Below are 22,455 nucleotides of genomic sequence, written 5' to 3' on the forward strand. Positions count from 1 at the left end.
GCGGGGGCGCGGAACAGACTCACCCATGCCCACTGCCTTCTCGCCGGAAACCGCCGACGCCATCGCCCGCGCCCGCCAGCACTCGGTCGGTGATCTGCTGCGCCGCACCGCGCTGCGGTACCCGGACAAGCTCGCGGTGGTCTCCGGCGACCGGCGGGTGACCTTCGCCGAGTTCGACGCCGCGGTGAACCGGTGCGCGCACACGCTGGCCGCGCGCGGGCTGGTCAAGGGCGACCGGCTGGCGCTGCTGAGCCACAACTGCTGGGAGTTCGCGGTGCTGGTGTTCGCCACCGCGAAGCTCGGCGTGGTGCTCGTTCCGGTGAACTTCATGCTGGGCGCCGAGGAGGTGGCCTACATCCTGCGGCACGCCGGGGTGAGCGGCATGGTCGCCGAGGGCGCGCTGGTCGACACCGCGAACCACGCCCTGGCGCTGGCCGAGCTGGACGACGTGCCGCGGGCCCGCATCTCCGGCGGCGCGCACGACCAGCCCGGCTGGGAGGAGGTCACCGACTGGATCGAGGAGCCCGGTGACGTCAGCGCGCCGGACGTGCTGGTCACCGACGACGACCCGCTGCGCCTGATGTACACCTCGGGCACCGAATCGCGGCCGAAGGGCGTGATGCTGTCGAGCCGGTCGCTGCTGGCGCAGTACGTCTCGTGCGCGATCGACGGCAGCATGACCGCCGACGACGTCGAGGTGCACTCGCTGCCGCTGTACCACTGCGCGCAGCTGGACTGCTTCTTCTCCGTCGACGTCTACCTGGGCGCGACCAGCGTGATCCTGCCCGGCCCGGACCCGGCCGCGCTGCTCGCGGCGGTCGAGCGGGAGGGCGCCACGAAGCTGTTCGCCCCGCCGACGGTGTGGATTTCCCTGCTGCGGCACGAGAACTTCGATCGCACTGATCTGTCCAGCCTGCGCAAGGGTTACTACGGCGCGTCGCCGATGCCGGTGGAGGTGCTGCGCGAGCTGCGGGAGCGGTTGCCGGAGGTGGAGTTCTGGAACTTCTACGGGCAGACCGAGATGGCGCCGCTGGCGACCATTCTGCGTCCGCACGAGCAGCTGCCGAAGGCCGGTTCGGCCGGGCGGCCGTCGATCAACGTGGAGACCGCGATCGTGGACGAGCAGGACAACCCCCTGCCGCCGGGGCAGGTCGGCGAGATCGTGCACCGCAGTCCACACGCGACGCTGGGGTACTACGAGGACGAGGAGAAGACGGCCGCGGCGTTCCGCGGTGGCTGGTTCCACTCCGGTGACTTGGGTGTGCTGGACGAGGACGGGTATCTGTCCGTTGTGGACCGGAAGAAGGACATGATCAAGACCGGGGGCGAGAACGTGGCCAGCCGGGAGGTCGAGGAGGCGGTGTACCTGCTCGACGGGGTGGCGGAGGTGGCGGTGTTCGGGATCAGCCACCCGCACTGGATCGAGGCGGTGACCGCGGTCGTGGTGCCCCGCGAAGGGGCGGCGCTGACGGAGGAGGGGGTACTGGCGCACGTACGGGAGCGGCTGGCGGGGTACAAGTGCCCCAAGTACGTGGTGTTCGCCGAGGCGCTGCCGAAGAACCCGAGCGGGAAGATCCTGAAGCGGGAGTTGCGGGAGAAGCACGCGGGCCTCGCGCAGAAAGCCTGACCCGCCAGTCGCCCCGGCGGCTCAAGCCCCTGACTCGGCGTGCGCCCGGGGTGGCTCAAGCCTCCCGTCTCGGCGCGTGCCCCGGGCGGTTCAAGTGTCCTGGCCCGAAGCCAGTTTCCGTGTCTGCTCCCGCAGGATGTCGACCGTGCGCCGGACGTAGTCTTCGATGGCTCGTTGCTCCTCCTCGCGGTAACCGCTGATCAGCTCCTCCATCGCCCCGCCGAGGCCCGCGAACGCTGCCCCGAACACCCGCGCGCCCCCGCCCGCGGTGCTGATCACCACCCGCCGGCGGTCGTCGGGGTCGGGGGTGCGGTGGACCAGCCCTGCCCGCTCCAGCCGGTCCACCATGCCGGTGACCGCCCCCGGCGTCAGTCCGATCTCCTTCGCCAGCGCGCCCGCCGACAACGGCCCCAGCTTCCCGATCAGCGCGTACGCCCGCTGGTCGACCGCGCTCACCCCCAGCCGCGCGCCGATGGCCTCGTGGAACGCGACCACGGCGGTGCTCAGCTCACGTCCCAGCTCCGCGCCCTTCACGCCGATCACTTTAGCAGGGCAGATATTTCTGTATAGTGAACTAAAATACTTTCGAGGGAGACAACATGCGCGACGAACTGGCGCTCGCCCTGCGGGTACCGGCCTGGACCTGGCGGTTCTACCTCCGGCACCTGCCGCTGGTGGCGGGGTTGTCGCTGATCCCGTCGATCCAGCGGCTGCTGGTGGTCGGCGGGGACATGCCGGACGGACTGGTGGTGGCTTCCGAAGCACTGGTCGGCGTGGTGCGGCTGGGCCTGGTCGTGGCGGTGGCGTGGCTGGCGTTCAGACACACCCGGCCGCTGTTCTCGAACGCGCGGGCCTTCGTCCGCGAGCACTGGCGCAGCCTGGTCGTGCAGGGCGCGCTGCTGTCGATCGCGTTCGCCGTGTTCGACCTCTTCGCGGAGCAGGTGATCGCCGGGCTCCTGCCGGAATCGGCGCGCCAGACCTACCTCGCCTGGCTGCTGTTCCTGAAGAACCCGACGATCATCGCGCTCACCTTCATCTGGTGGATCGGCCTGGTGCGCCAGGTGTTCTGCACCGAACCGGCGAAGATCACCGCGTAGGCTCCGTGCGTGCCGAGACGAACCGTTCAAGCCGGGCTGGTGGTCGTCGCCGTGGTGGTGGCCCTCGTGGTGGTCAACCGCGGCGACGGCAGCGCGCCGCCCGCGGCCGCACCCGAGTGGACGACGTGGGCCGCCGAGGTGACCGGGGTGCGGCCCGGCGCCGACCCCGCCAGCGTCCTCATCGACGTGAGCATCCCGGACTGCGGCGGCGAACCGCGCGTGGAGATGCTCACCGAGGAGAACGACACGGTCTACGCGAACGTCGTGGTCTCCGGGCCGGGCACCTGCACCGGGCAGAAGACCGCCGAGGTGGTGCTCCGCACGCCCGGTCCACTGGGGACGCGCCCGCTGATGCTGAACACGATGGACGTGTGGGGCCTCTCGGGCGGCGCGTACGCGCGGTGCGACGAGCAGCTGGGCTGCGTGCCCCCGGCGGACCACTGCGCCGAGGCGTGGATCGACAAGACGGTCTACGGGATGGACGTGCCGATCAAGCGCCTGCACGGGGTCCGCGACGTGCGGGGGTGCGACGGCGACTGGCTGGTCCTCGACCTCAACCGCTCGGCGGGTGACTGCCCGCCCGCCGAGGGCGCGCCACCGTGCACCGCCGGCGGCCAGACCTCACGCGTGTTCTTCGAATGGCGGGACGGCTGGACGAGCTTCGCCGGTTCCCAGCAGGCGGGCTGCGCCGACGCCCATGCCGTCCGCCCGCAGTTCCCGGCGGCGTTGTGCGCCGCACTCGGCGCACCCTGAGCCGAAAATGTCGTACCCGCGGGGCAGCATCGCGGGCATGGCGGATTCGGACGATCTGACGGCACTGGTCGGCTCGGCGGACGAGCGGCTGGAGAGCGCGGTGAAGTGGGGGCGCCTGACCTTCACCCTCGGCGGCGACTGGCACCACTGGCTCTGCGCCATCGCCGCGCCGAAGAGCGGTACGCGCCTGGTCTTCCACAAGGGCGTCCTGCTCGACGACCCGGCGGGCCTCCTCGCCGGCTCGGGCCGGTACGTCCGCGAGATCCCGGCCGGGATCGCCCTCGACCACCCGGAGGAGGTGCGTGCCCTGATCCGTTCGGCCATCGACCACCAGACCGACCTCTAGCCCATCGGCAGGTGGAAGGTGTGCACGGTGTCGTAACGCCGTCCGGTGGCGATGCGGATTTCGCCGGTCTTCTGCCCGTAGACCACCGACCACTGCGTGTGTCCCTGCCGTACCTGGGAGAGGAGGTCCATCGCCTGCGCCTGGTCCAGGCGGCCATCGGACGTGCTCAGGGCGCGGCTCGCGGTGGCGTAGCGCGGGTCGGCCTGCCGGGTGGGTTCGTCGGTACCGGTCAGTTCGAAGTTCACCAGCGCCTGCCACGGGCCCGCCTGCCGGTGCACCACCATGGCGCCGTCGACGAACTCGATCACCGCGGCCTGCCCGGCCGCGTCGGCGACCAGGTAGTGCAGGGGCGGCCCGGCGGTGAAGTCCAGGTTGTGCCGCTCGAACACGGCGAGCGCCTCGTCGACCGTGGCCGCCTCGTCCAGGGCCAGGCGCATGATGCGGATGCCGCCCGCCGAGGTCCGGCCGGGGTGCCGCGTCGGCTCGGCGGTGGGCGTGGTGGCCATGCCGATGGCCAGGCCCTTCGCGTTCATCCCGTCGTAGGGCAGCAGCGGCGCGTTGAGCAGGGCCTGCCTGCCCGCCTCGGTGGCGAAGTCGACCTCGCTGGTCAGCCCGAGATTGGACGTGTCGACCAGCGAGACCGACGCGTAGCCGTCCGGGGGAGCGGTGAACAACAGCAACGCGGGCTGGTGCGGGTAGTCGAAGTTGCGGGCGAACAGCGGGTTCGCCGGGTCGCCGTGGGCGGTGAACAGCGAGCAGCCGAACTCCGGCTGCGTTGCCGTCATGCCGGTGTAGCGGTCGTAGCCGCCGCGGAAGGTCATCGTCCAGAGCGGGTGGTCGTCGAGCCGGCGCAGGCTGGCCAGCGTCACGGCCGCGTCGGACGGTCCCGGCGGTGGCGCGGGGACGGCGGGCGCGGGCTGGCACGCGCTCAGCGGCAGGGCCAGCACCAGGGCCACTACCAGGGCGAACGCGGTCCGGAACACCCGTTCATCGTCGCCGGGGCGGTGGCCGCCGGGATACCGCCGATCGGCGGCCCGGCTCGCGTGGTCAAGGCCCTATCCGGGTGGTGAACAGGACGGATGAAACACTTCCGGGGTGATCCTCGGATACGTGTTCGCCGTGCTGGCGGCGGTGGCGTCGGGTAGCGGATCGATCCTGGCGTCGATCGGCATCCGGCGCGCGGGTGCGTACGCCGGCCGGTCACGGGACCTGATCGGCGTCGGCAGGCAGCCGTTCTACTGGCTCGGCCTCGGCGTCGACGTGCTCGGCTTCCTCTTCGCCGCGGCCGCCCTGCACCGGTTGCCGCTCTTCCTGGTGCAGTCGGTGCTCGCGTTCAGCGTCGGGGTCACCGCCATCATCTCGGCCCTGCTCGGCACCCGCCTCGCGGCCGCGGGCTGGGGCTCGCTCGGGCTCGGCGCGCTCGGCCTGGTCCTGCTCGGCATCTCGGCCGACCCCGGACCGGGCAAGGTGCTCGACACCGGCTGGCGGTGGGCGCTGGCCGCGATGGTGGTCCCGGTGCTGGCCATCGCCGTCTACGCGCGCCGCCGCACCGGCTTCTGGGCGGCGCCCATGCTGGCCTTCGGCGCCGGGCTGGGCTACAGCTTCGTCGGCATCGCCGCGCGGACCCTGCACATCCCGGACTCGATCTGGCCGATCATCTTCGAGCCCACCGCCTGGGCCATCCCGCTGAACGGCATCGCCGCCGCGGTGCTGTTCGCGATGGCGCTGCAGAAGAGCGGCGCCACCGCGGTCACCGCGATCATGTTCACCACGAACTCGGCGCTGTCCTCCCTGATCGGCCTGGTCTACCTGGAGGACGGGGTGCGCGCGGGCTTCGAAGGCGCCGCCGTGGCGGGCTTCGTCTTCGCCATCGCGGGCGCGATCGGCGCCGCCCACTACGCCGCGATCGCCCGGCAGCCCGCGCGCACACCCCAGAGCTGACGGCCTCAGCTGGGGAACATGCTGGTGGCGTTGACGAACGTGCCGGTGATGCCCATGGCGTCGTCCGAGGCGAGGAACGCCAGGGTGGCGGCGACCTCCGCCAGCCGGGGGGAGCGTTTGGTCATCCGGGCCTCGGTGAGGGCGTTGAGCACGTTCTCCAGCTGTTCCGGCCCGGCCAGCTGCTCGTTGACCGCGGCGAGCTTCTCGGGGGTGAAGGTCTCCGGGACGCCCGCCACCCAGATGCCGAGCGCGCGGACGCCGTGCGGGCCGATCTCCACCGCCAGGTTGCGGATGAAGGTGTCCAGCGCGGCGTCGATCGAGCCGGTCGCGCCCATCATCGGGCTGCCCTGGGCGGACCCGCTGTCGAGGGCGAGGATGGCGCCGGAGCCCTGCTTGATCATGTGCCGGGCGGCCGCGCGGGCGGTGATGAAGTTGGTGGTGATGCCGGTGGTGATCGGGCCGACGTAGTCCTCGACCGACATCTCCACGAGCGGGATGCCCTGGATGTCGCCCCGGGTGACGAGGTTGAGCGAGATGTCGAGGCTGCCCGCTTCGCGCACGACGGCCGCCGCGTGGTCGTCGACCGCGGTTTCGTCGAGGGCGTCGACGACGGCGACGTCGGCCTGTCCGCCGGCCTCCCTGACCTCGTCGGCGAGCTTGGTCAGCGCGGGTTCGTGGCGCCCGGTCAGGAAGACACGGGCGCCGCGCCCGGCGAACTCCCTGGCGACGCCACCGCCGATCGAGCCGCCGGCGCCGTAGATGACCGCGTTCTTGTTCCGCAGGTTCATGGGGGTGTTCCTTCCACGTGGGTCGGTTCGTGCTGGTCGACCATTGAGACGCGGAAGGCGCGCGAAACCTATCGGTGCCCTCAGGTGAGCGTCAGCGGCAATCCGAACGCGGGGAACAGGTGCGGTTCGAACGCGGTGATCTCGGCGACCTTCCCGTCCTCGATCCGGAGCACGTCGAGCACCTGCGCCCGGTAGATCCGGGTGCCGGGCCGCCGGACGTACCCGGCCGCCGCGGGCAGCCGGTTCGCCGTGGCCGGAAGGTGTTTCCAGGAACCGAAGTAGGTGGGGGAGGCGGGATCGAGGGACTGGCTGACGAACTCGAGCAGGGTGTCCCGGCCGGAGAACCACAGCGGGTTCGGCGGCATCGTGAGCAGCACGTCCTCGCGGAGGAGTTCGGCCATGGCGCGGACGTCACCATCGCCGGTGGCGGCGGCCATGTAGCGCCGCAGGACCGCCTGCTCCTCTTCGGTCGGCGCGGTCGCTCGCGTCCAGTCGGCACGGCGTTCCGGCAGCCGCTCGCGCAGGGTGGGCCGGGCGCGCTGGAGGGCGCTGGTGACCGAAGCGACGCTGGTTTCCAGCAGCTCGGCGGTTTCCGCGGCCTTCCACCCGAGCACGTCGTTGAGGATCACCACCGCCCGCTGCTTCGGCGGCAGGTGCTGGATGGCGGCGAGGAAGACCAGTTCCATCGTCTCCCTGGTCTCCGCGAGCTCGTCGAGCTGGGCGTCGGGATAGGGCTGCAACCAGGGCAGGAACTGGGGTGGCCCGCCCAGTTGCTCGACGCCCGGCAGCTCGTCGTAGGGGAGCGGGGCCCGTTTGTTGCGGCGCAGGAAGTCCAGGCAGGTGTTGGTGGCGATGCGGTAGAGCCACGCGCGGAAGCTGGACCGGCCTTCGAAGCCGTCACGGCCGCGCCACGCCCGCAGGAAGGTCTCCTGGACCAGGTCCTCCGCGTCGTCGTAGGAGCCGACCATGCGGTAGCAGTGCACCCGCAGTTCCCGCTGGTGCTCCTCGATCCGGCCGGCGAAGGCGACCTCGTCCACGATTTCCGTCACCGGCTCCTCGGTGACGATTTGCTCCTCTTCCTTCGCCCGCAGCGTGAGCTGGGCGATGCGCCGCAACCGGGCGACGGCCGAGGTCAGCTCGCTGAGATCGGCGGCGAAGGTGTCCGGAGGCTGGGGTGCCAGCCGGTTCGCCACCTGCCCGACCTCGGTGATCAGGGCCGTCACGTCGGGCGCGGGCGCGCGCCGCGACCGGTAGGCCTGCTGGCGGCAGGCAGCCGAGCAGTAGAGCGCCGTGCGCCCGCGCGCCCCCGGCTTCGGTGGCAGCGGGCGGCCGCAGTTCGCGCAGGCCGGTCCGGTCATGGCAGCTCCCCCAGAAAACGTCACGCTCGATCGCGTTACGCATTCTTCTCCACGACCCTCTTGTATAACGACCTATACGCGGGCGCTCAGGCCCAGCCGGTGCAGTTCCCACCGGGCCAGTTCGGCGAGGACGTCGGGGTCCCGTTCCCGCCAGCCCTCGGTCACCTCGCCCGCGGCGGCCAGGCGCGGCAGGGGCTGGGTCACCAGCGCGCGCAGGGCCAGCAGGTCCCGGCCACCCGCACCGAGGCGGCGCAGGCGCGCGCCCGCGGTGGCCTTCCGGACGTACCGCACCCGCAGCGGCAGCCAGGTCACCAGCAGGAACAGCACCGGCAGGGCGATCAGCACCGCGGCCAGCCACCACGCCAGGTCCGTCACCGCCTCCACCTGCCACTGCCCGGCCTCGGCCAGCCGGGTGCCCGCGTCCGAACCGGTGTGCAGCGCGCCCGCCAGCGCCTCGCCGACCAGCGGGATGTCGTCGGCGTTGTCGGCGGCCGAATCGAAGGTGCCGCGCAGGCCGCCACCGGCGTTGATCAGCCCGTCACCGGGTGCGCGCAGGCGCATGACCTGCTCGTGCACCTCCATCGCCAGCCAGATCGCGAATCCGGTCAGCAACACCGCGAACAGATCGCTGAGCACCTGCAGGACCCAGCGGAACGGCCGATCGGCGTAGAGCTTCATGCGGGGACACCTCGCAGCGGGGGACGGCAGGGGATGGGGAGTTACCCCCGCCGCCGGAAACCGAATCCTCGCCGTGCGCCAGAATGCGGTGATGGGGACCGCGGAGAAGCACCTGGTGTACTGCTGGATCGAACGCGACGGCGAGGTGCTGTTCCTCCGCCGCACCGAAGGCACCTTCCACGGCGGCCGCTGGGAGTTGCCCGGCGGCACGGTCGAACCGGGCGAGCCGATGGAACAGGCCGCCGTGCGCGAGGCCGCCGAGGAGACCGGGCTGACCGTCCGCATCACCGGCGAGCGCAGCCACCACAGCTGGATGGACGTCACCGGCCGCGACCTGCGGGTGCACGCCCGGATCTACACCGCCGCCGACAGCGCCGGTGATGTGGTGCTCAACCCCGCCGAACACCAGGACCACGCCTGGCTGGCGCCCGCGCGTGCCGCCGACCTGGACCTGTTGCCGCACGTGCGGGAGACGCTCACCCGCTGAGCTTTTCGGGGGTCCGGGGGTCGTCCCCCGAGCGGACGGCGCTGAGTGCTGCGATGCCCTGGTCCGCGCGCGTTTCCTGGGCCAGGTAACCGATCCGGCGCGCGGTGTCGCGAGCGAGCCGGTGGTGCCGCCGCGCCGCCTCGGGATCACCGGTGGCGCGGCAGGCGGCGCCGAGGCTGTTCGCCGCCATGGTGAGCATCAGCGGGTGGTTCAGCCAGGTCAGGATCTCGCTCGCCCGCTCGGCTTCTTCCCTCGCCCGCGCGGGAAAACCCGCGGCGAGCAGGACTTCGGCGTGGTCGATTCGGCTCCACGCCTCGCCGAACGCGTAATCGAGATCGACCGCCTCCCGCACCGACCGTTCGGCCAGCGACAGCGCCTCGCCGGACCGTCCCAATCGCGCGAGCACCACGGCCTCCTGGGCGGTGCTCAGCACGGCACCCCGGTCGTCACCGATGCGCCGCCGGAGCTCGGTGGCACGGCGGGCGCAGGCGAGCGCTTGGTCGAGCTTGCCGAGCATTTCCTCGTTGTGGCTGGCATTCGCGAGGATCAGGCTGGTCAGCGCGTCGTCCTCGACGGCGAGCGCCAGCGCTTCCCGGTAGCAGTCACCGGCTTGGTCGTAACGGCTGAACATGCCGTGCAGCGCACCCAACCGGCTCAGCGCGCTCGCGCGATCGAGGTCCGACCGTGCCACGCGCAGCCGTTCTTCGGCGCACGCCATGGCCGCGCCCAGATCACCGGATTCCCAGTGGGCGTCGGCGAGAAAGCCGAGGCTGTGCTGGATCGCGTCCGGGTCGTCGAGCCGGCGGGCCGCGGTGTGGCCCGCGAGCGCCACGGCCAGGAACTCCTCGCGACGGCCGCGTTGTTGCAGGTGCCCGGTGGCGTGCTCGGCGATCCGCCACGCGTGGTCGTAACGGGCTCGAGCCAGCGCGTGCTCGGTGACGGCGGCCAGGTTGCCGCCTTCCGCGGCGTACCAGTGTTCGTCGCCGCCTTCGCGGTAGTAGCCGAGCAGCCCGTCGCGCGCCAGAGCGGCTTCTCCGGGATCCGCGAGCCCGCGTGCGTGCTCGGCGAGCAGGTCGTGGAACCGGTAGCCACCGCGGTCGTGGGCGAGCAGGTGCGCGTCGAGCAGGTCCTCCAGCAGGCGTTCCGCATCCTTAGTGGACAGTCCGGCTAGCGCCGCCGCGGCGCCGGCGGTGAGCAGGGTGCCCGGATGTCCGCCCAGCAGCCGGAACATCCGGCGCTGCGCCTCGGTGAGGTCCTGATAGGACAGAGAGAACGCGGCGGCCACGTCCCGGCTGCCCGCCCGCAGTTCGGGCAGCCGGTCGTGCGCGGAACCCAGTCGCTCGGCCAGTTCCCCGGCGGTCCACTGCGGACGGTGACGCAGGCGGGCCGCGGCGATCCGGATGGCCAGCGGCAGGAATCCGCACCGCTGCGCCACTCCGGCGTCCTCGCGTCCGGACACCGTGGTGAACAGCTCCGACGCGGTGCCGGGCGGCAGGAGGTCCAGTGAGACGGGCACCGCGGCGTCGAGCGCGGTGAGGTGGCGGCGGCTGGTGGCCAGTACCGCCACCGTGCCGGTGCCGGGCAGCAGCGGCCGCAGTTGCTCCTCGCTCGCCGCGTTGTCCAGCAGTACCAGCAACTTCCGGCCCGCCGTGCGTGCCCGCCACAGCGCCGCGCGGCCTTCGAGCCCGTCGGGGTGGCGGTTCGCGGGCACGCCCAGCTGGACCAGCAGCGCCTCCAGCGCGGCTTCCGGGCTCAGCGGCGAGCGGCCGGGGGTGTAGCCGTGCAGGTCGACGAACAGCTGCCCGTCACCGAAGGCGGGCGCGGCCAGATGGGCCGCGCGCACGGCGAGCGCGGTCTTGCCGATGCCCGCCATGCCGTCGACCACCACCGGCGCGCCTTCCGGCAGCAGCGTCACCACCTGCTCGACCTCGTCCTCCCGACCGGTGAAGTCCGGCAGGTCGAAGGGCAGGTAGCACGGCCCGGCGCGATCCTCCGGCGGATCGCGCAACGCCTCCTCGTGCCGGGCCCGCAGCTTCGGGCCGGGTTCGACGCCCAGCTCCTCGACCAGCCGCCGCCGGGTCGAGGAGTACACGCGCAGCGCGTCGGCCTGCCGCCCGCCCTGCGTCAGCGCACGCATCAGCAGTCCGGCGAAACCCTCGCGCAACGGGTGTTCGGCAACGAGCGCGGTCAGTTCCGCCACCACATCGGCGCCCTCGTCCAGTTCGGCGGCCAGACAGAGCTCCACAGTGGACAAACGGCGCTCGGTCAGCCTGGCCACCGCGCCGTCGAGCGCGGCGCTGCCGACCCCGGCCAGTGCCGGGCCGTGCCAGCACGCCAGCGCCTCACGGTACTCACCGCGCTCGGCGTGCGCCTCGAATTCGCGGAGGTCGAGCCAGGGCGGGCGCAGCACGAACCCCGGCCCCTCGGCGGTGAGCACGTCCTCGGCGAACCCCGCGTCGAGCAGGGCGCGGCGCAGCGCGGTGGTCACGTTGCGGACCTGCCTGGTCGCGGTGGCCGGCGGCTCGCCGTCCCACACCACGTCGACCAGCCGCTCGACCGGCACCACCCGGCCGGCGTCGAGCAGCAGCGCGGCGAGGATCCGTTCCTGGCGCGGCCCGGCGGGCGGCGTGGACCGGCCCCCGGTGCACACGCGCACCGGCCCCAAGACCCGAAACCCCAGCGATTCCATCGTCTCGCCAGCTAACCAGCTCGGCTGGGGCGATGCACGCGTGATGCGGAGGTGATGCACGGCCCCGGCAGGCTCAGCGCACCGAAGCCGGAAGACGGAGGACAAAATGCGCAAATGGGTGTCCGCGGTGCTGGCGACCGCGGCCGTGGGGGCGGTGGCGGGAGTCGCCTCGACGGCGACCGCGTCGGCGGGCGACGAGCAGGCGGCGAACCAGGCCTGCCAGCGGGAGTTCGACCGCGCCGTGTGGGAGGACATGGACAGCTTCAACAAGCGGGACGAGGCCCGCTACCGGGCGATCATCCACCAGGACATGGTCACCGTCGGCCGCAAGGGCCAGCTGTTCATCGGCTACGAGGCCAACATCAACCCGGTGCTGGAGTCGTTCAAGCTGCCCTACGAGTGGTCCATGCCGTGGACGGTCACGCACACCGTGGTCAACGGCTGCAAGTCCGGATTCGCGCTGCTCGACGCCTACTACCAGGTGCCGTCGCAGAACGTCAACCGGCACTACACGATCAGCCTGACCCTGGTGAAGGAACGGGGGAAGTGGCAGGTCATCAAGGACACCGTGACCGACGTGCTGCCCTAGAGGCTGAAGTCGCCGAGCAGGCTGGCCAGCATCAGGTTGGCGAAGTGGTGGCCGACCTGCTCGCCGGACAGCGGCCCGTCGTGGTGGTACCACTGGCCCAGCCGGTGGATGGCGCCGAAGTGGTACTGCACCACGACGTCGGCGGGCACGTCGGTGCGGAACAGGCCCGCGCGCTGGCCCTCGGCGACCAGCTCGCGGACCCGTTCGTGGTACCGGCGGCGCTCCGCGCGGACCTGGGCCACCTTCTGCTCGGGCAGCAGGTGCATCGACTGGAAGAAGACCACCGCCTCGTCCAGGTGGGCGATGCTGGTGGCGACCACGTCCACCACGATCGCGTGGATGCGCTGCGGGAGGGGGAGGTCGGACGCGGCGATGGTCTCCATCCGCTGCGTCTGCACCCGCAGCATCCGCGAGTAGATCTCGTTGAGCAGGTCGTCCTTCGAGTCGAAGTAGTGGTACAGCCCGCCCTTGGTCACCCCGGCCGCGAGCACGATCTCGCGGACCGAGGTGCCCTCGAAGCCCTTCTGCGCGAACAGCGTGGTCGCGGCGCGGAGCACCCGGTCGCGCACCGTGGAACCGGTGCCCGATTCGGCGGTGGTGCCGGTCATGCCGGGGCTCCTTTCCACGGTTGTAGATGATCACATGTTAGCTGGTACCACCGAACAGGTTGATTTCCTGCGGGGTTTTGCGCTGCAGGTTCGCCGGGGTGATCGGCCCGCTCTCCCGGTCGGTCACCATCGGCGGCTGGATCTCCGTGGTGGTGGTGTCCGGGTTGATCTTGAACACGAACGCGCCGGTGTAGCCGGAGTGCGACTGCTGCGTGTATCCGAAGGGGGTCAGGCCGGGGCCTTCCAGCGCACCGGAGCTCATCGCGTCCACGAGTTTCTGCCTGGTGAGGTCCCGGCCCGCCGCCTTGAGCGCCTGGGCGAAGGTGAACGCCTGGACCATGCCGAAGATCACCGTGTTGGTCAGCTGCTCGTTCGGGATGTACTTCTGGTGCACCTCGCGCAGCAGCTTGATCCACGGGTCGTCGGCGCGGCTGACGTCGGGCAGGTAGCCGGTGCCGACCAGGCCGTTGAGCAGCTGCGGCGCGGAGACCTCGGTGCCACCCCGCTTGCCGAACTCCTGGAGCAGCCCGGTCAGCGTGGCCGGGTCCGCGCCGATGCTGCTCACCACGAACTGGGCGCGGTAGCCGAGCTTCGCCGAGTTCAGGATGGACAGCGCGGTGAACGCGGGCACGCACGAGCAGACGATGACCTCGGCACCGGCGTCCCGCAGCGCGGAGATCTGCGGCACCACGTCGGTGTTGGCCGGGTCGTAGCCCTGCCGCGCCACCACCTGGTCGGCGATGAACTGGTCGAGGCCCTTCTGCGAGTCGCGGCCGACGTCGTCGTTCTGGTACATCAGGCCGACCTTCTTGCCGGCCAGGTTCTTCTTGATCCAGTCGCCCTGGATCTTGCCCTCGCGGGTGTAGTCCACCTGGTAGCCGAAGGTCATCGGGCTCTTGGCCGGGTCGTCCCACATCAGCGCACCGGAGGAGACCAGCAGGTCGGGCACCTTCTCGGTGTTGAGGAACTCGATCACCTTCGAGTGCGTCGGCGTGCCGAGCCCGCCGAGCAGCGCGAACACCTGGTCCTGCAGGACGAGCTTCTTGACCACCTCGACCGTGCGCGTCGGGTTGTAGCCGTCGTCCTCGACCCGGTACTCGATCTTGCGGCCGTTCACCCCGCCGTTCTCGTTGATGTAGTCGAACATCGCCCGCGCGCCGACCGAGATCCGGCTGTAGCCCGGTGCCGCGGGCCCGGTCAGCGGCTGGTGCGTGCCGATCAGCACGCTGGTGTCGGTGACGCCCGGCGCCGCGGTGGCGTCGGCGGTGTCGCCGGTCTGCTGCTCACCCGCCCCGCTGCAGGAGGCCAGGGTCAGTGCCGCGACCAGCGCCGCCGCGACCGCCGTCGTTCTGTTCATCGATGACCTTCTTCCGTGCGTCGGAGGCGCGTCCACAAAGCCCGGACCCCGCCCTGGATCCCTTGGGGGAAAGCGAGAACAACCACGATGAGCACCACGCCGTACACCGCGAGCGGCAGGTTGTTCGCGATGTCGGTGCCGAGGTCCAGCGCGTGCGTCAGGTCCTCCGACCACGCCTGGAAGTAGACCAGCGCGAGCGCGCCCCACAGCGCGCCCCACATGCTGCCGATGCCGCCGAGCACCATCGCCGCGAGCAGGCTCAGCGAGAGCACCGGGGTGAACGAGCCCGGCGCGGCGGTGCCGAGCAGGAAGGCCTGCAGCCCGCCGGCCAGCCCGCCGCAGATCGCGCTGAGCACGAAGGCCAGGATCTTCGTCCGGCCGATGTGGATCCCGGCGAGTTCGGCGGAGACCTCGTCGTCGCGCACCGCGCGCAGCGTCCGGCCGAACCGCGAGCGGGTCAGGTTCGCCAGCACCACCAGCGCCAGCAGCACGGTGGTCCAGACCACCCAGGCCTGCCACTGCGGGGTGGGGATGGTGCCCGCCAGCGCGGCCGGGCGGCTGTTCGCCGTGAACGCCAGCCCGTTGCTGCCACCGAGCAGGTCGGGGAAGCGCTGGGTCACCGCGGGCAGGCCGACCGCGAGCGCGAGCGTGGCCCCGGCCAGGTACGGCCCGTGCAACCGGGCGGCGGCGGCCCCGGCGAGCGTGCCCGCCACCCCGCTCGCGGCCGCGGCCAGCAGGAGGTCGGCCCAGAACGGCAGGCTCGGCACGTGCAGCACCAGCAGGGCCACGGTGTAGGCGCCGATGAACATGAACGCGCCGTGCCCGAGCGAGACCTGCCCGTTGAACCCGGTGAGCAGGGTCAGCCCGGCCACCGCGATCAGGTAGTAACCGACGGTGGCCAGCCGGACGTTGGTGAACGGGTCGACCACGAAGGTCAACGCGACGATCACGGCGAGCGCGGCCAGCGCCAGCAGCAGGTGCCGGACCAGCGGCGGCAGCCCGGACGGGGTTCGGGCGGGGGCCCGTGTGCCGGGGGTGAGCCGGGCGGGCGGCGCGGTGGACTTCGCGGGCATGGGTCAGACCCTCCTGGCGACGGCGCGGCCGAACAGGCCGTTCGGGCGGAGTGCCAGTACCAGCACCAGGATCGCCAGCGCGGCGATGGTGACCAGTTCCGGCCCGAGGTAACCGGACACATAGGACAGTCCGATGCCGACGGCGAAGCCGCCGAGCACGGTGCCCGCCGGATTGTCCAGCCCGCCGATCACCGCGGCGGTCAGCGCGTAGACAAAAACCCCGTCCAGCACGGTGGGGAACAGGAACGGCGGGGTGGCCAGCAGCCCGGCCAGCGCGCCGACGGTGGCCGCCAGCGCCCAGCCGACGGTGAGCATCAGCCCGACCCGGACGCCGAGCATGCGGGCGACCTCCGGTTTGAACGCCGCCGCCCGCAGCCGCAGGCCGAGCGCGGTGAACCGGAACAGCACCAGGATGCCCGCCGCGGTGCCCAGCACCACCAGCACGGTGAACAGGTTCGAACTGGAGAACAGGCCGCGGAAGTCGAAGGCGTAGGGGAAGGACTGCGGTTCGTTGGTCCAGATCATCCCGGACACCGCCTGCAGCACCATGAGCAGGCCGAGGGTGACGATCACCGGGCTGAGCTCGGTGCGGTCGCGCAGCGGCCGGATCAGCAGCCGCTCGGTGAGCGCGCCCAGTATCGCGCCGGCGACCAGCGCGACGGCGAAGGCCAGCCAGTAGCTGCCGGTCGCCTTGTTCACCGAGTAGGCGAGGTAGGTGGAGATCAGCGCGAGCGCGGGCTGCGCGAAGTTGATCACCCGGGTGGCCCGGTAGATGATCACCAGCGACAGCCCCAGCGCGGCGTAGACGGCGCCGGTGGCGACACCGTTCACGGTCAGGGCCAGGAAACCGTTCATCGACTGCGGTTCCGTTCGGTCGGGGGTCAGAAGCCGAGATAGGCGTGGCGGAGCTGGTCGTCGGCCAGCAGGTCCTCGGCGCGATCGGTGGCGACCACCCGGCCGAGGGAGAGCACGAACCCGTGGTCCGCCACGGAAAGCGCGCTGCGGGCGTTCTGCTCGACCAGCAGCACGGTCAGCCCGGTGGCCGCGCGGAGGTCCTCGATCACCTGCAGGATCCGCAGGGTGACCAGCGGGGCCAGGCCGAGCGACGGCTCGTCCAGCAGCAGCAGGCGCGGCCTGCCCATCAGCGCGCGGCCGATCGCCAGCATCTGGCGTTCGCCGCCGGAGAGCGTGGCCGCGAGCTTGCCGCGGCGTTCGGCCAGCGGCGGGAACAGGTCGAGCACCTCGCGCAGGGCCGCCGCGCGGTCGGCGCGGTCACGGCGCCAGAGCGCGCCGAGGCGCAGGTTCTCCTCGACGGTGAGTTCGGTGATCACGCCGCCGCTTTCCGGGACGTGGACCAGTCCGCTGCGGGTGAGGCGGTCGGCGGGCCAGCCGGTGACGTCGTTGCCGTCGAAGCGCACGCGCCCGCTGTCCGGGGTGACCAGGCCGCCGATGGTGCGCAGCAGGGTGGTCTTGCCCGCGCCGTTCGCGCCGAGCACCGCGGTGATCGCGCCGTCCTTTGTGGACAGGCTGACCGCGTCGAGCGCGCGGACGGCGCCGTAGCTGGTGACCAGCTCGTCGACCTCAAGCACGGCGGGCCTCCTCGGTGTCCGCGCCGAGGTAGGCCTCGGTGACCAACGGGTCCGCGCGGACCTCGGCGGGGGTGCCCGCGGCGATCACCTCGCCGAAGTTGAGTACCACGATGTGGTCGCACACCTGCATGACCAGGTCCATGTGGTGCTCGACGACCACCACCGAGGTGGTGTCGGTGAACCGGCGGATGCGGCCGGCCAGCTCGTCGATCTCGCCGGAGGACAGGCCGCTCGCCGGTTCGTCGAGCAGCAGCATCGCCGGTTCGGCGACGAGCGCCCGCGCCAGCGCGACGCGTTTCTGCACGCCGTAGGGGAGCATGCGCGGGATCGCCCTGCGGTACTGGTCGACGCCGAGTTCGCGCAGCACGTGCATCGCCCTGTCGGTGAGCGCGGCCTCGTCGCGGGCGGCCTTGCGCGTGCCGAAGATGTTGGCGAAACCCTGTGCCTTGGCGTGTTTCTGCGCGCCGGCCATGACGTTCTCGAGCACGGTGAGCCCGGCGAACAGGCCGAGCCCCTGCAGGGTGCGCGCGATGCCGAGGCCCGCGAGTTCGCGGGGGCTGTGGCTGCGCAGGCGCTCGCCGCGCCAGTGCAGTTCGCCCTGCTGCGGCCGGACGAAGCCGCAGATCACGTTGAACAGCGTGGTTTTCCCGGCGCCGTTGGGCCCGATCACGCCGACCACCGTGGCCGGCGGCACCGCCATGGTGACTTCGTGGAGCGCCACCAGGCCGCCGAACCGCACGGTGATCCGGTCGAGCTCCAGCAGCGGTGAGGGGGAAGCGATCGTCATTGGTCTCCTCCACGAAGCGGGTTCCCAACATGTGGAACACCCGATACCGCGCGGTCGGTATGACGCGAAACTATGCGGAACCGGGCATCGGCATGTCAACCCCTCGGCCCGCGGTCGTGACCGGAGCGTGCCGTGGCGCTACCGCGGTTCCGTGGTCGCTTCGGGAGGAGACGGAGTCAGGGGCGCGGGCCCACCTCGCGGTCGCCGTCGCGGATGAGGATTGCTTGGACCGGGCAGGAATCGGCGGCGTCGAGCAGGACCTCGTCGGGGTCCACCTCGCTGGTGATCGGTTCCGCGTGCTCGGTTTCCAGTTCGAAATATTCCGGCGCCAGCGCCGCGCACATGCCCGAAGCGATGCAGTCCGCGCCCGAAACCTCCACGTGCCAGGTCATTTCACCACCCCACCGGCATGGTGCGCGGACCCCGCACGATCATCTGGCTCTTCCACACGATGTCCCCGGCGAGGCGCAGGCCGGGGAACCGGTGCACCAGCGCGCCCAGCGCCTCCTGCAACTCCAGCCGCGCGAGCTGGGCGCCGAGGCAGTGGTGCACCCCGTGCCCGAAACCGAGGTGCTGCCCCACTTCCCGGTCGATCCGCACCTCGTCCGGCGTGCCGAAGCGGAGCGCGTCCCGGTTGGCCGCGCCGACCGCGACCAGCACCGGCTCGCCCGCCCGGACCACCACCCCGCCGACTTCCACGTCCTCCGTCGCATAACGCGGGAACGCCGCCCCGGCGCCGAGCGGCACGTAGCGCAGCAGTTCCTCGACGGCGTTGTCCAGCAACTCCGGATTCGCGCGCAGTTTGGCCAGCTCGCCGGGGTTCTCACACAGCACGTAGACGAAGTTCGGGATCTGCGAGGCGGTGGTTTCGTGCCCCGCCACCAGAATCCCGACGCACAGGTCGACAAGTTCCAGCTCCGACAACCGATCGCGGACGTCGCGCGCCTCGATCAACGCGGTCATCAGGTCGTCGGCCGGCTCGGCGCGGTGCAGCTCGATCAGTCCGGCCATGTACTCGCGGATCTCTTCCTGATTCCGGTCGAACTGCTCCAGGGTGAGCCCGGCGGTGGACAGCAGCCGGTCGCTCCACACCCGGAAGCGCGGCCGGTCCTCGGCAGGCACGCCGAGCAGTTCGCAGATCACCGCGACCGGGATCGGCAGCGCGTAGTTCTCCACCAGGTCCACCGGCGGGCCCGCGGCCTCCATCTCGTCCAGCAGGGAATGGGCGAGCTCCCGGACCCGGGGCCGCAGCGACTCGACCCGGTGCTTGGTGAACGCCTTCGCCACCAGCGTGCGCAGCCGCGTGTGGTCCGGCGGGTCCATCGCGAGGATCCCGTTGGTGCGCTGGGCGGGGGCGCTGCGCGGCGCGTCGTGGAACTCGGCCGCGGCCCGGCTGAACCGGCGGTCGCCGAGCACCAGGCGCGCGTCGGCGTACCGCGTGGCCAGCCAGGCGGGCTCGCCGTAGGGCAGTTTCACCCGCAGCAGGCCCTCGCTCTCGCGGGCCGCGGCGTAGGCGCGGTCGAGGTCGAGGCCTTCGGACTGGTTGAAGGGGTAGGCGACGGGTTCGAGGCTGGTCATCGGTGGACCCCCGTTGATCGTTGTTGTAAGCACCTGCTTACAACGTACGACCGGTCACGGATCGCGTCAACGTGATCACCGAAAGCAGACGCGTTACCGTGTGCGCCTGAGGTGGAGGGGGTTCGGTGACCGGACGGCAACGACGTCGCCGCGACGCGACGGCGACCCGGCGGGCCCTGCTCGACGCAGCCGAGCAGCTCTTCGCCGAGCGCGGTTTCGACCGCACCACGGTGCGCGAGATCGCGCGGCAGGCCGACGCGAACCAGGCGCTGCTCTTCCGCTACTTCGGTTCCAAGGAAGCCCTGTTCGAGGCCGTGGTCGCCCGCCGGGGCAGGCAGCGGCTGGCGAAGGGCGCGCCGGAGACCCTGGTCGAGGACACGCTGCGCGGCATCCTGTCGCGGGAGTCGACCGCGCACCACTCGCTCGAGACGCTGCTCCGCTCCACCGGCAACGACAACGCCGCCGCCGCCATCCGGCGCGAGGTGGGGGAGGAGTACAGCCACGCGCTGGCCGCCCTCACCGAAGCGGACGACGCCGACCTGCGGGCGGACCTGGTGCTCGCGTGGATCCTGGGCATCGGCCTGCTGCGGCACGTCGCCCAGAAGGACCCCCTGGCCGACGCCGACCCGGACCGGGTGGTCGACCTCGTCCTGGCCCCGGTGCGCACCCTCCTGGAACGCTCCGGCTGACCGCCCGGCGCCTAGCGGGATTCCAGGGCGCGCCTGCGGGTTTCGGCTTCCGGCACCATGAGCGGGTCCAACGCCGGGTGCAGGTCGGCCGCGCGGCGCCAGTGTTCCGCGGCGTCCGCCTCCCTGGCGTCCGAGGCGGCCACGTTCCCGAGGCCCGTTTCGGCGCGGGCGGCCTCGTAGGTGCTCCCGCATTCGAGGCTCCGGTCGCGCGCCGCCGAGTACGCTGCTGTCGCTTCGGGGAGGCGGCCCGCCAGGTGGTGGATGTGCGCCCGCGCGTTCAACGTCATCGCGGCGTCCATGTCGAGGCCGAGCCGCTCGAAGGCGGCCAGCGCGTCGCCGGTGTTCTGCAGCGCGCTCGCGTAGTCGGCCAGCGCGGTCTCGACGATCGCGATGCCGCGTGTGGTGATGGCGGCGTTGCGCTGGTTGCCGATCCGCTCGTAGTACTCGCGCGCCGCGAGCAGTCCGCGCAACGCCGCGTCGTGGTCACCCCGGTAGTGCTCGACCCAGGCGAGGTTGCTCAGTCCGGTGTGGACACCGTGCTGATCGTCGATCCGTTGGTGCAGAGCCAAAGCACGACGATAGCTCTCCGCGGCCTCGTCGAGCTCACCGCGATCGCTGAACGCCGTGCCGAGGTTGTTCAGCGTGACCGCTTCCGCCCAGCCGTCGCCGTCGGCGCGCGCGGAATCCACCGCACGCAGGCAGGTTTCGATCCACGGATCCCAGAGCTTGGCGAGGAAGAAGTACCCGCGCAGGGCGAACGCGAGCCGCCAGCAATGCGAATGGAAGCCGCGTTCGCCGGCCAGCAGGCACAACGCCACCAGGTTCGGCCATTCCTCGCGCAGCCATGCAACGGCCGCCGCCTCGTCGTGGATTTCCGGCGCGGGTGGTTCCGGATCGAAGGTGCACTCCGGCCGGAACCGCTGGGGCGCGACGAAACGGTCGGCGCGCATGGCGGCGAAGAGGCCGGCGTCGAGCAACCTGCTCAGCGCGGCATCGCTTTCGGCGGCGGGGATTTCGGTTTGGGCGCGGACGAAGGTGCGGAGGAGGTCGTGCATTCGGTACCGTCCATCGAGTTCGCTGAGCAGGTGGGAGGCGAGCAGGTGCTCGAGCGCGCCCTCCACCTCACCCCCGGCGAGCGCGGCGGCGGCCCAGTGACCGATTTCGGTACCGGGGAACAGGGTGAGCAGCTCGAGCAGGCGCCGCCGGGGCGCCGGGAGGTCTTCGCAGGAGAGCCGGAACGCCGCGGCGACGTCCCGTTCACCGTCGTCGAGCACGGCCAGGCGGGCGGGTTCGTCGGCCAGGCGCCGGTTCAGCTCGGCCACCCGCCACGACGGCCGCGTGCGCAGCTTCGCCGCGGCGATCCGGATGGCCAGCGGCAGCCTGCCGCAGCGTTCGACCACCGAACCGATCTCGGGGCTCGCCCCGTCGCGCGGGCAGACCGCGCGGAACAGTGCGGCCGCTTCAGCCGGAGAGGGCAGGTCGAGCGCGACGTGGTGCGCCTCGTCCAGCGCCGCGAGCTGGTGGCGGCTGGTGACCAGCACCCGGCAGGCGGGTTCGGCGGGCACCAGCAGCCGGACCTGTTCGGCGCTGCGGGCGTTGTCCAGCACCAGCAGCAGTTCCCGGCCGCGGGTGCGGTCGCGGAAGAGCGCGGCGCGGTCGTCGGTGTCGGCGGGGATCTGCTCGCCGCGCACGCCGAGCAACCGGAGGAACCGGTCGAGCGCGGCCCCGGCCCCGACCGGCGTTGCCCCCGGCGTGTGCCCCCGCAGATCGAGGAACAGCGTGCCGTCGGCGAAACCGCCCTGGATCCGGTGTGCCGCCCGGATGGCGAGCGCGGTCTTCCCCACACCCGCCATCCCGTGCACCACGCACACCGGCGGCCCGCCGAAAACCGGCTTCTCCAGCGCGGTCTCGATTTCGGCGAGTTCGGCCGCCCGCCCGACGAACTGCGCGGTCGCGGGTGGCAGGGTGGACAGCGCGGCCCCGGGCGCGACCGGGAGCGGTACCAGCTCGGCCAGCGTGCTGCCCGAGCCGAGTTCGGTGTCGCACAGGCCCGCCAGCGTGCGGTTCGGGTTCGCCAGGCCGGTTTCGACCTTGCTCAGATAACCCTTGCTGTAGTGCACCCGGCCGGCGAGTTCGGTCAGCGACAGTCCCGCATCGAGGCGGAGGCGGCGCAGTTCCGCACCGAACGCCGGATCGCCAGCCATACCACTCCCGCCCTCGCCCCTGGCCCATTATGGCCGGTGGGCCAGGGGGACGACAGCGTTCATTCCGCACCGCGCACCGAAACCCGGGTGGTTTCCGCGGGCGCGGAGGCGGCGGGTTCCCCGCTCAGCGCGACCCCGGCCACCATGCCGAGCGCGGTCAGCCAGACCGCGATCCGGACCAGCGTGGACAACGGGCAGAGGATTTTCATCGCTCACT

24 protein-coding genes are annotated in these 22,455 nt (G+C 71.7%); 8 read left to right on the forward strand and 16 right to left on the reverse strand.

The window, feature by feature from the left end; translation table 11 throughout:
- The first annotated feature begins 25 nt into the window (after positions 1-25).
- Complete coding sequence (locus tag JYK18_RS30240; RefSeq protein ID WP_206806837.1) at positions 26-1,627, forward strand: acyl-CoA synthetase; 1,602 nt, start codon at positions 26-28, stop codon at positions 1,625-1,627.
- Between the two features lie 90 nt (positions 1,628-1,717).
- Here the strand turns inward: JYK18_RS30240 and JYK18_RS30245 are convergent, their stop codons facing one another.
- Positions 1,718-2,161, reverse strand: coding sequence for a MarR family winged helix-turn-helix transcriptional regulator (locus tag JYK18_RS30245; RefSeq protein ID WP_206806838.1), 444 nt, complete (start codon positions 2,159-2,161; stop codon positions 1,718-1,720).
- Between the two features lie 65 nt (positions 2,162-2,226).
- On the opposite strand from JYK18_RS30245, the gene JYK18_RS30250 reads away from it, so the two are divergent.
- From JYK18_RS30250 to JYK18_RS30260, 3 genes are read left to right on the forward strand one after another with little or no spacing between them, the layout of a single operon-like run.
- Positions 2,227-2,724 (forward strand): hypothetical protein, encoded by a 498-nt coding sequence (locus JYK18_RS30250; protein ID WP_206806839.1) that lies wholly within the window; start codon positions 2,227-2,229, stop codon positions 2,722-2,724.
- Between the two features lie 9 nt (positions 2,725-2,733).
- Positions 2,734-3,477 (forward strand): hypothetical protein, encoded by a 744-nt coding sequence (locus JYK18_RS30255; RefSeq protein ID WP_206806840.1) that lies wholly within the window; start codon positions 2,734-2,736, stop codon positions 3,475-3,477.
- Positions 3,478-3,484: 7 nt separating this feature from the next.
- Positions 3,485-3,823: a DUF1801 domain-containing protein gene (locus JYK18_RS30260; protein WP_206806841.1), complete on the forward strand. Its 339-nt coding sequence runs from the start codon at positions 3,485-3,487 to the stop codon at positions 3,821-3,823.
- Here JYK18_RS30260 and JYK18_RS30265 read toward each other — a convergent pair.
- Positions 3,820-4,806 (reverse strand): linear amide C-N hydrolase, encoded by a 987-nt coding sequence (locus JYK18_RS30265; protein WP_206806842.1) that lies wholly within the window; start codon positions 4,804-4,806, stop codon positions 3,820-3,822. The two genes, JYK18_RS30260 and JYK18_RS30265, sit on opposite strands and share 4 nt — an antisense overlap.
- A gap of 112 nt (positions 4,807-4,918) precedes the next feature.
- Here JYK18_RS30265 and JYK18_RS30270 point away from each other — a divergent pair, with 112 nt between their 5' ends.
- Positions 4,919-5,764 carry a hypothetical protein gene (locus tag JYK18_RS30270; RefSeq protein WP_206806843.1) on the forward strand — a complete coding sequence of 282 codons (846 nt, stop codon included), beginning with the start codon at positions 4,919-4,921 and terminating at the stop codon, positions 5,762-5,764.
- Between the two features lie 5 nt (positions 5,765-5,769).
- Here the strand turns inward: JYK18_RS30270 and JYK18_RS30275 are convergent, their stop codons facing one another.
- The 3 genes from JYK18_RS30275 to JYK18_RS30285 all read right to left on the reverse strand — a co-directional run bounded on the left by JYK18_RS30275 (position 5,770) and on the right by JYK18_RS30285 (position 8,588).
- On the reverse strand, positions 5,770-6,552 hold the full coding sequence (locus JYK18_RS30275) for an SDR family NAD(P)-dependent oxidoreductase (RefSeq protein WP_206806844.1): 783 nt from the start codon (positions 6,550-6,552) through the stop codon (positions 5,770-5,772).
- A gap of 80 nt (positions 6,553-6,632) precedes the next feature.
- Positions 6,633-7,910: a sigma-70 family RNA polymerase sigma factor gene (locus JYK18_RS30280; protein WP_206806845.1), complete on the reverse strand. Its 1,278-nt coding sequence runs from the start codon at positions 7,908-7,910 to the stop codon at positions 6,633-6,635.
- A 72-nt stretch (positions 7,911-7,982) separates the two neighbouring features.
- Positions 7,983-8,588: a hypothetical protein gene (locus tag JYK18_RS30285; protein ID WP_206806846.1), complete on the reverse strand. Its 606-nt coding sequence runs from the start codon at positions 8,586-8,588 to the stop codon at positions 7,983-7,985.
- 91 nt (positions 8,589-8,679) lie between these two features.
- Here JYK18_RS30285 and JYK18_RS30290 point away from each other — a divergent pair, with 91 nt between their 5' ends.
- Positions 8,680-9,075 (forward strand): NUDIX domain-containing protein, encoded by a 396-nt coding sequence (locus JYK18_RS30290; RefSeq protein ID WP_206806847.1) that lies wholly within the window; start codon positions 8,680-8,682, stop codon positions 9,073-9,075.
- Here JYK18_RS30290 and JYK18_RS30295 read toward each other — a convergent pair.
- Positions 9,065-11,731 (reverse strand): BTAD domain-containing putative transcriptional regulator, encoded by a 2,667-nt coding sequence (locus tag JYK18_RS30295; RefSeq protein ID WP_307796228.1) that lies wholly within the window; start codon positions 11,729-11,731, stop codon positions 9,065-9,067. The genes JYK18_RS30290 and JYK18_RS30295 overlap by 11 nt on opposite strands.
- Before the next feature lie 139 nt (positions 11,732-11,870).
- Between JYK18_RS30295 and JYK18_RS30300 the strand changes: the two genes are divergently transcribed.
- Positions 11,871-12,353 (forward strand): hypothetical protein, encoded by a 483-nt coding sequence (locus tag JYK18_RS30300; protein WP_206806848.1) that lies wholly within the window; start codon positions 11,871-11,873, stop codon positions 12,351-12,353.
- Here JYK18_RS30300 and JYK18_RS30305 read toward each other — a convergent pair.
- From JYK18_RS30305 to JYK18_RS30340, 8 genes are all read right to left on the reverse strand, one after another.
- Positions 12,350-12,961 carry a TetR/AcrR family transcriptional regulator gene (locus tag JYK18_RS30305; protein WP_206806849.1) on the reverse strand — a complete coding sequence of 204 codons (612 nt, stop codon included), beginning with the start codon at positions 12,959-12,961 and terminating at the stop codon, positions 12,350-12,352. The genes JYK18_RS30300 and JYK18_RS30305 overlap by 4 nt on opposite strands.
- 37 nt (positions 12,962-12,998) lie before the next feature.
- On the reverse strand, positions 12,999-14,318 hold the full coding sequence (locus JYK18_RS30310) for an ABC transporter substrate-binding protein (protein ID WP_206806850.1): 1,320 nt from the start codon (positions 14,316-14,318) through the stop codon (positions 12,999-13,001).
- The gene (locus tag JYK18_RS30315) at positions 14,315-15,391 is read right to left on the reverse strand and encodes a branched-chain amino acid ABC transporter permease (protein WP_206806851.1); all 1,077 of its coding nucleotides are present in this window, start codon (positions 15,389-15,391) and stop codon (positions 14,315-14,317) included. Before JYK18_RS30315 ends, JYK18_RS30310 begins: the two co-directional genes overlap by 4 nt.
- Positions 15,392-15,394: 3 nt before the next feature.
- Complete coding sequence (locus tag JYK18_RS30320) at positions 15,395-16,246, reverse strand: branched-chain amino acid ABC transporter permease (RefSeq protein ID WP_206806852.1); 852 nt, start codon at positions 16,244-16,246, stop codon at positions 15,395-15,397.
- A 26-nt stretch (positions 16,247-16,272) separates the two neighbouring features.
- Positions 16,273-16,980, reverse strand: a complete 708-nt coding sequence (locus JYK18_RS30325) for an ABC transporter ATP-binding protein (protein ID WP_206806853.1) — start codon at positions 16,978-16,980, stop codon at positions 16,273-16,275.
- Entirely contained in the window at positions 16,973-17,767 is a 795-nt protein-coding gene (locus JYK18_RS30330) for an ABC transporter ATP-binding protein (RefSeq protein WP_206806854.1), read from the reverse strand. The genes JYK18_RS30325 and JYK18_RS30330 overlap by 8 nt, the downstream gene beginning before the upstream one ends.
- Positions 17,768-17,943: 176 nt before the next feature.
- Complete coding sequence (locus JYK18_RS30335) at positions 17,944-18,159, reverse strand: ferredoxin (protein ID WP_206806855.1); 216 nt, start codon at positions 18,157-18,159, stop codon at positions 17,944-17,946.
- Position 18,160: 1 nt separating this feature from the next.
- Positions 18,161-19,345: a cytochrome P450 gene (locus JYK18_RS30340; RefSeq protein ID WP_206806856.1), complete on the reverse strand. Its 1,185-nt coding sequence runs from the start codon at positions 19,343-19,345 to the stop codon at positions 18,161-18,163.
- A gap of 125 nt (positions 19,346-19,470) precedes the next feature.
- Between JYK18_RS30340 and JYK18_RS30345 the strand changes: the two genes are divergently transcribed.
- Entirely contained in the window at positions 19,471-20,034 is a 564-nt protein-coding gene (locus JYK18_RS30345) for a TetR/AcrR family transcriptional regulator (protein ID WP_206806857.1), read from the forward strand.
- A gap of 11 nt (positions 20,035-20,045) precedes the next feature.
- Here JYK18_RS30345 and JYK18_RS30350 read toward each other — a convergent pair whose 3' ends face one another.
- Positions 20,046-22,238: a helix-turn-helix domain-containing protein gene (locus tag JYK18_RS30350; RefSeq protein WP_206806858.1), complete on the reverse strand. Its 2,193-nt coding sequence runs from the start codon at positions 22,236-22,238 to the stop codon at positions 20,046-20,048.
- Between the two features lie 59 nt (positions 22,239-22,297).
- Positions 22,298-22,447: a hypothetical protein gene (locus JYK18_RS30355; RefSeq protein ID WP_206806859.1), complete on the reverse strand. Its 150-nt coding sequence runs from the start codon at positions 22,445-22,447 to the stop codon at positions 22,298-22,300.
- Positions 22,448-22,455: the final 8 nt, after the last annotated feature.

The sequence above is a fragment of the Amycolatopsis sp. 195334CR genome (genome assembly GCF_017309385.1).
In the GTDB taxonomy this organism is placed as follows: Bacteria; Actinomycetota; Actinomycetes; order Mycobacteriales; family Pseudonocardiaceae; genus Amycolatopsis.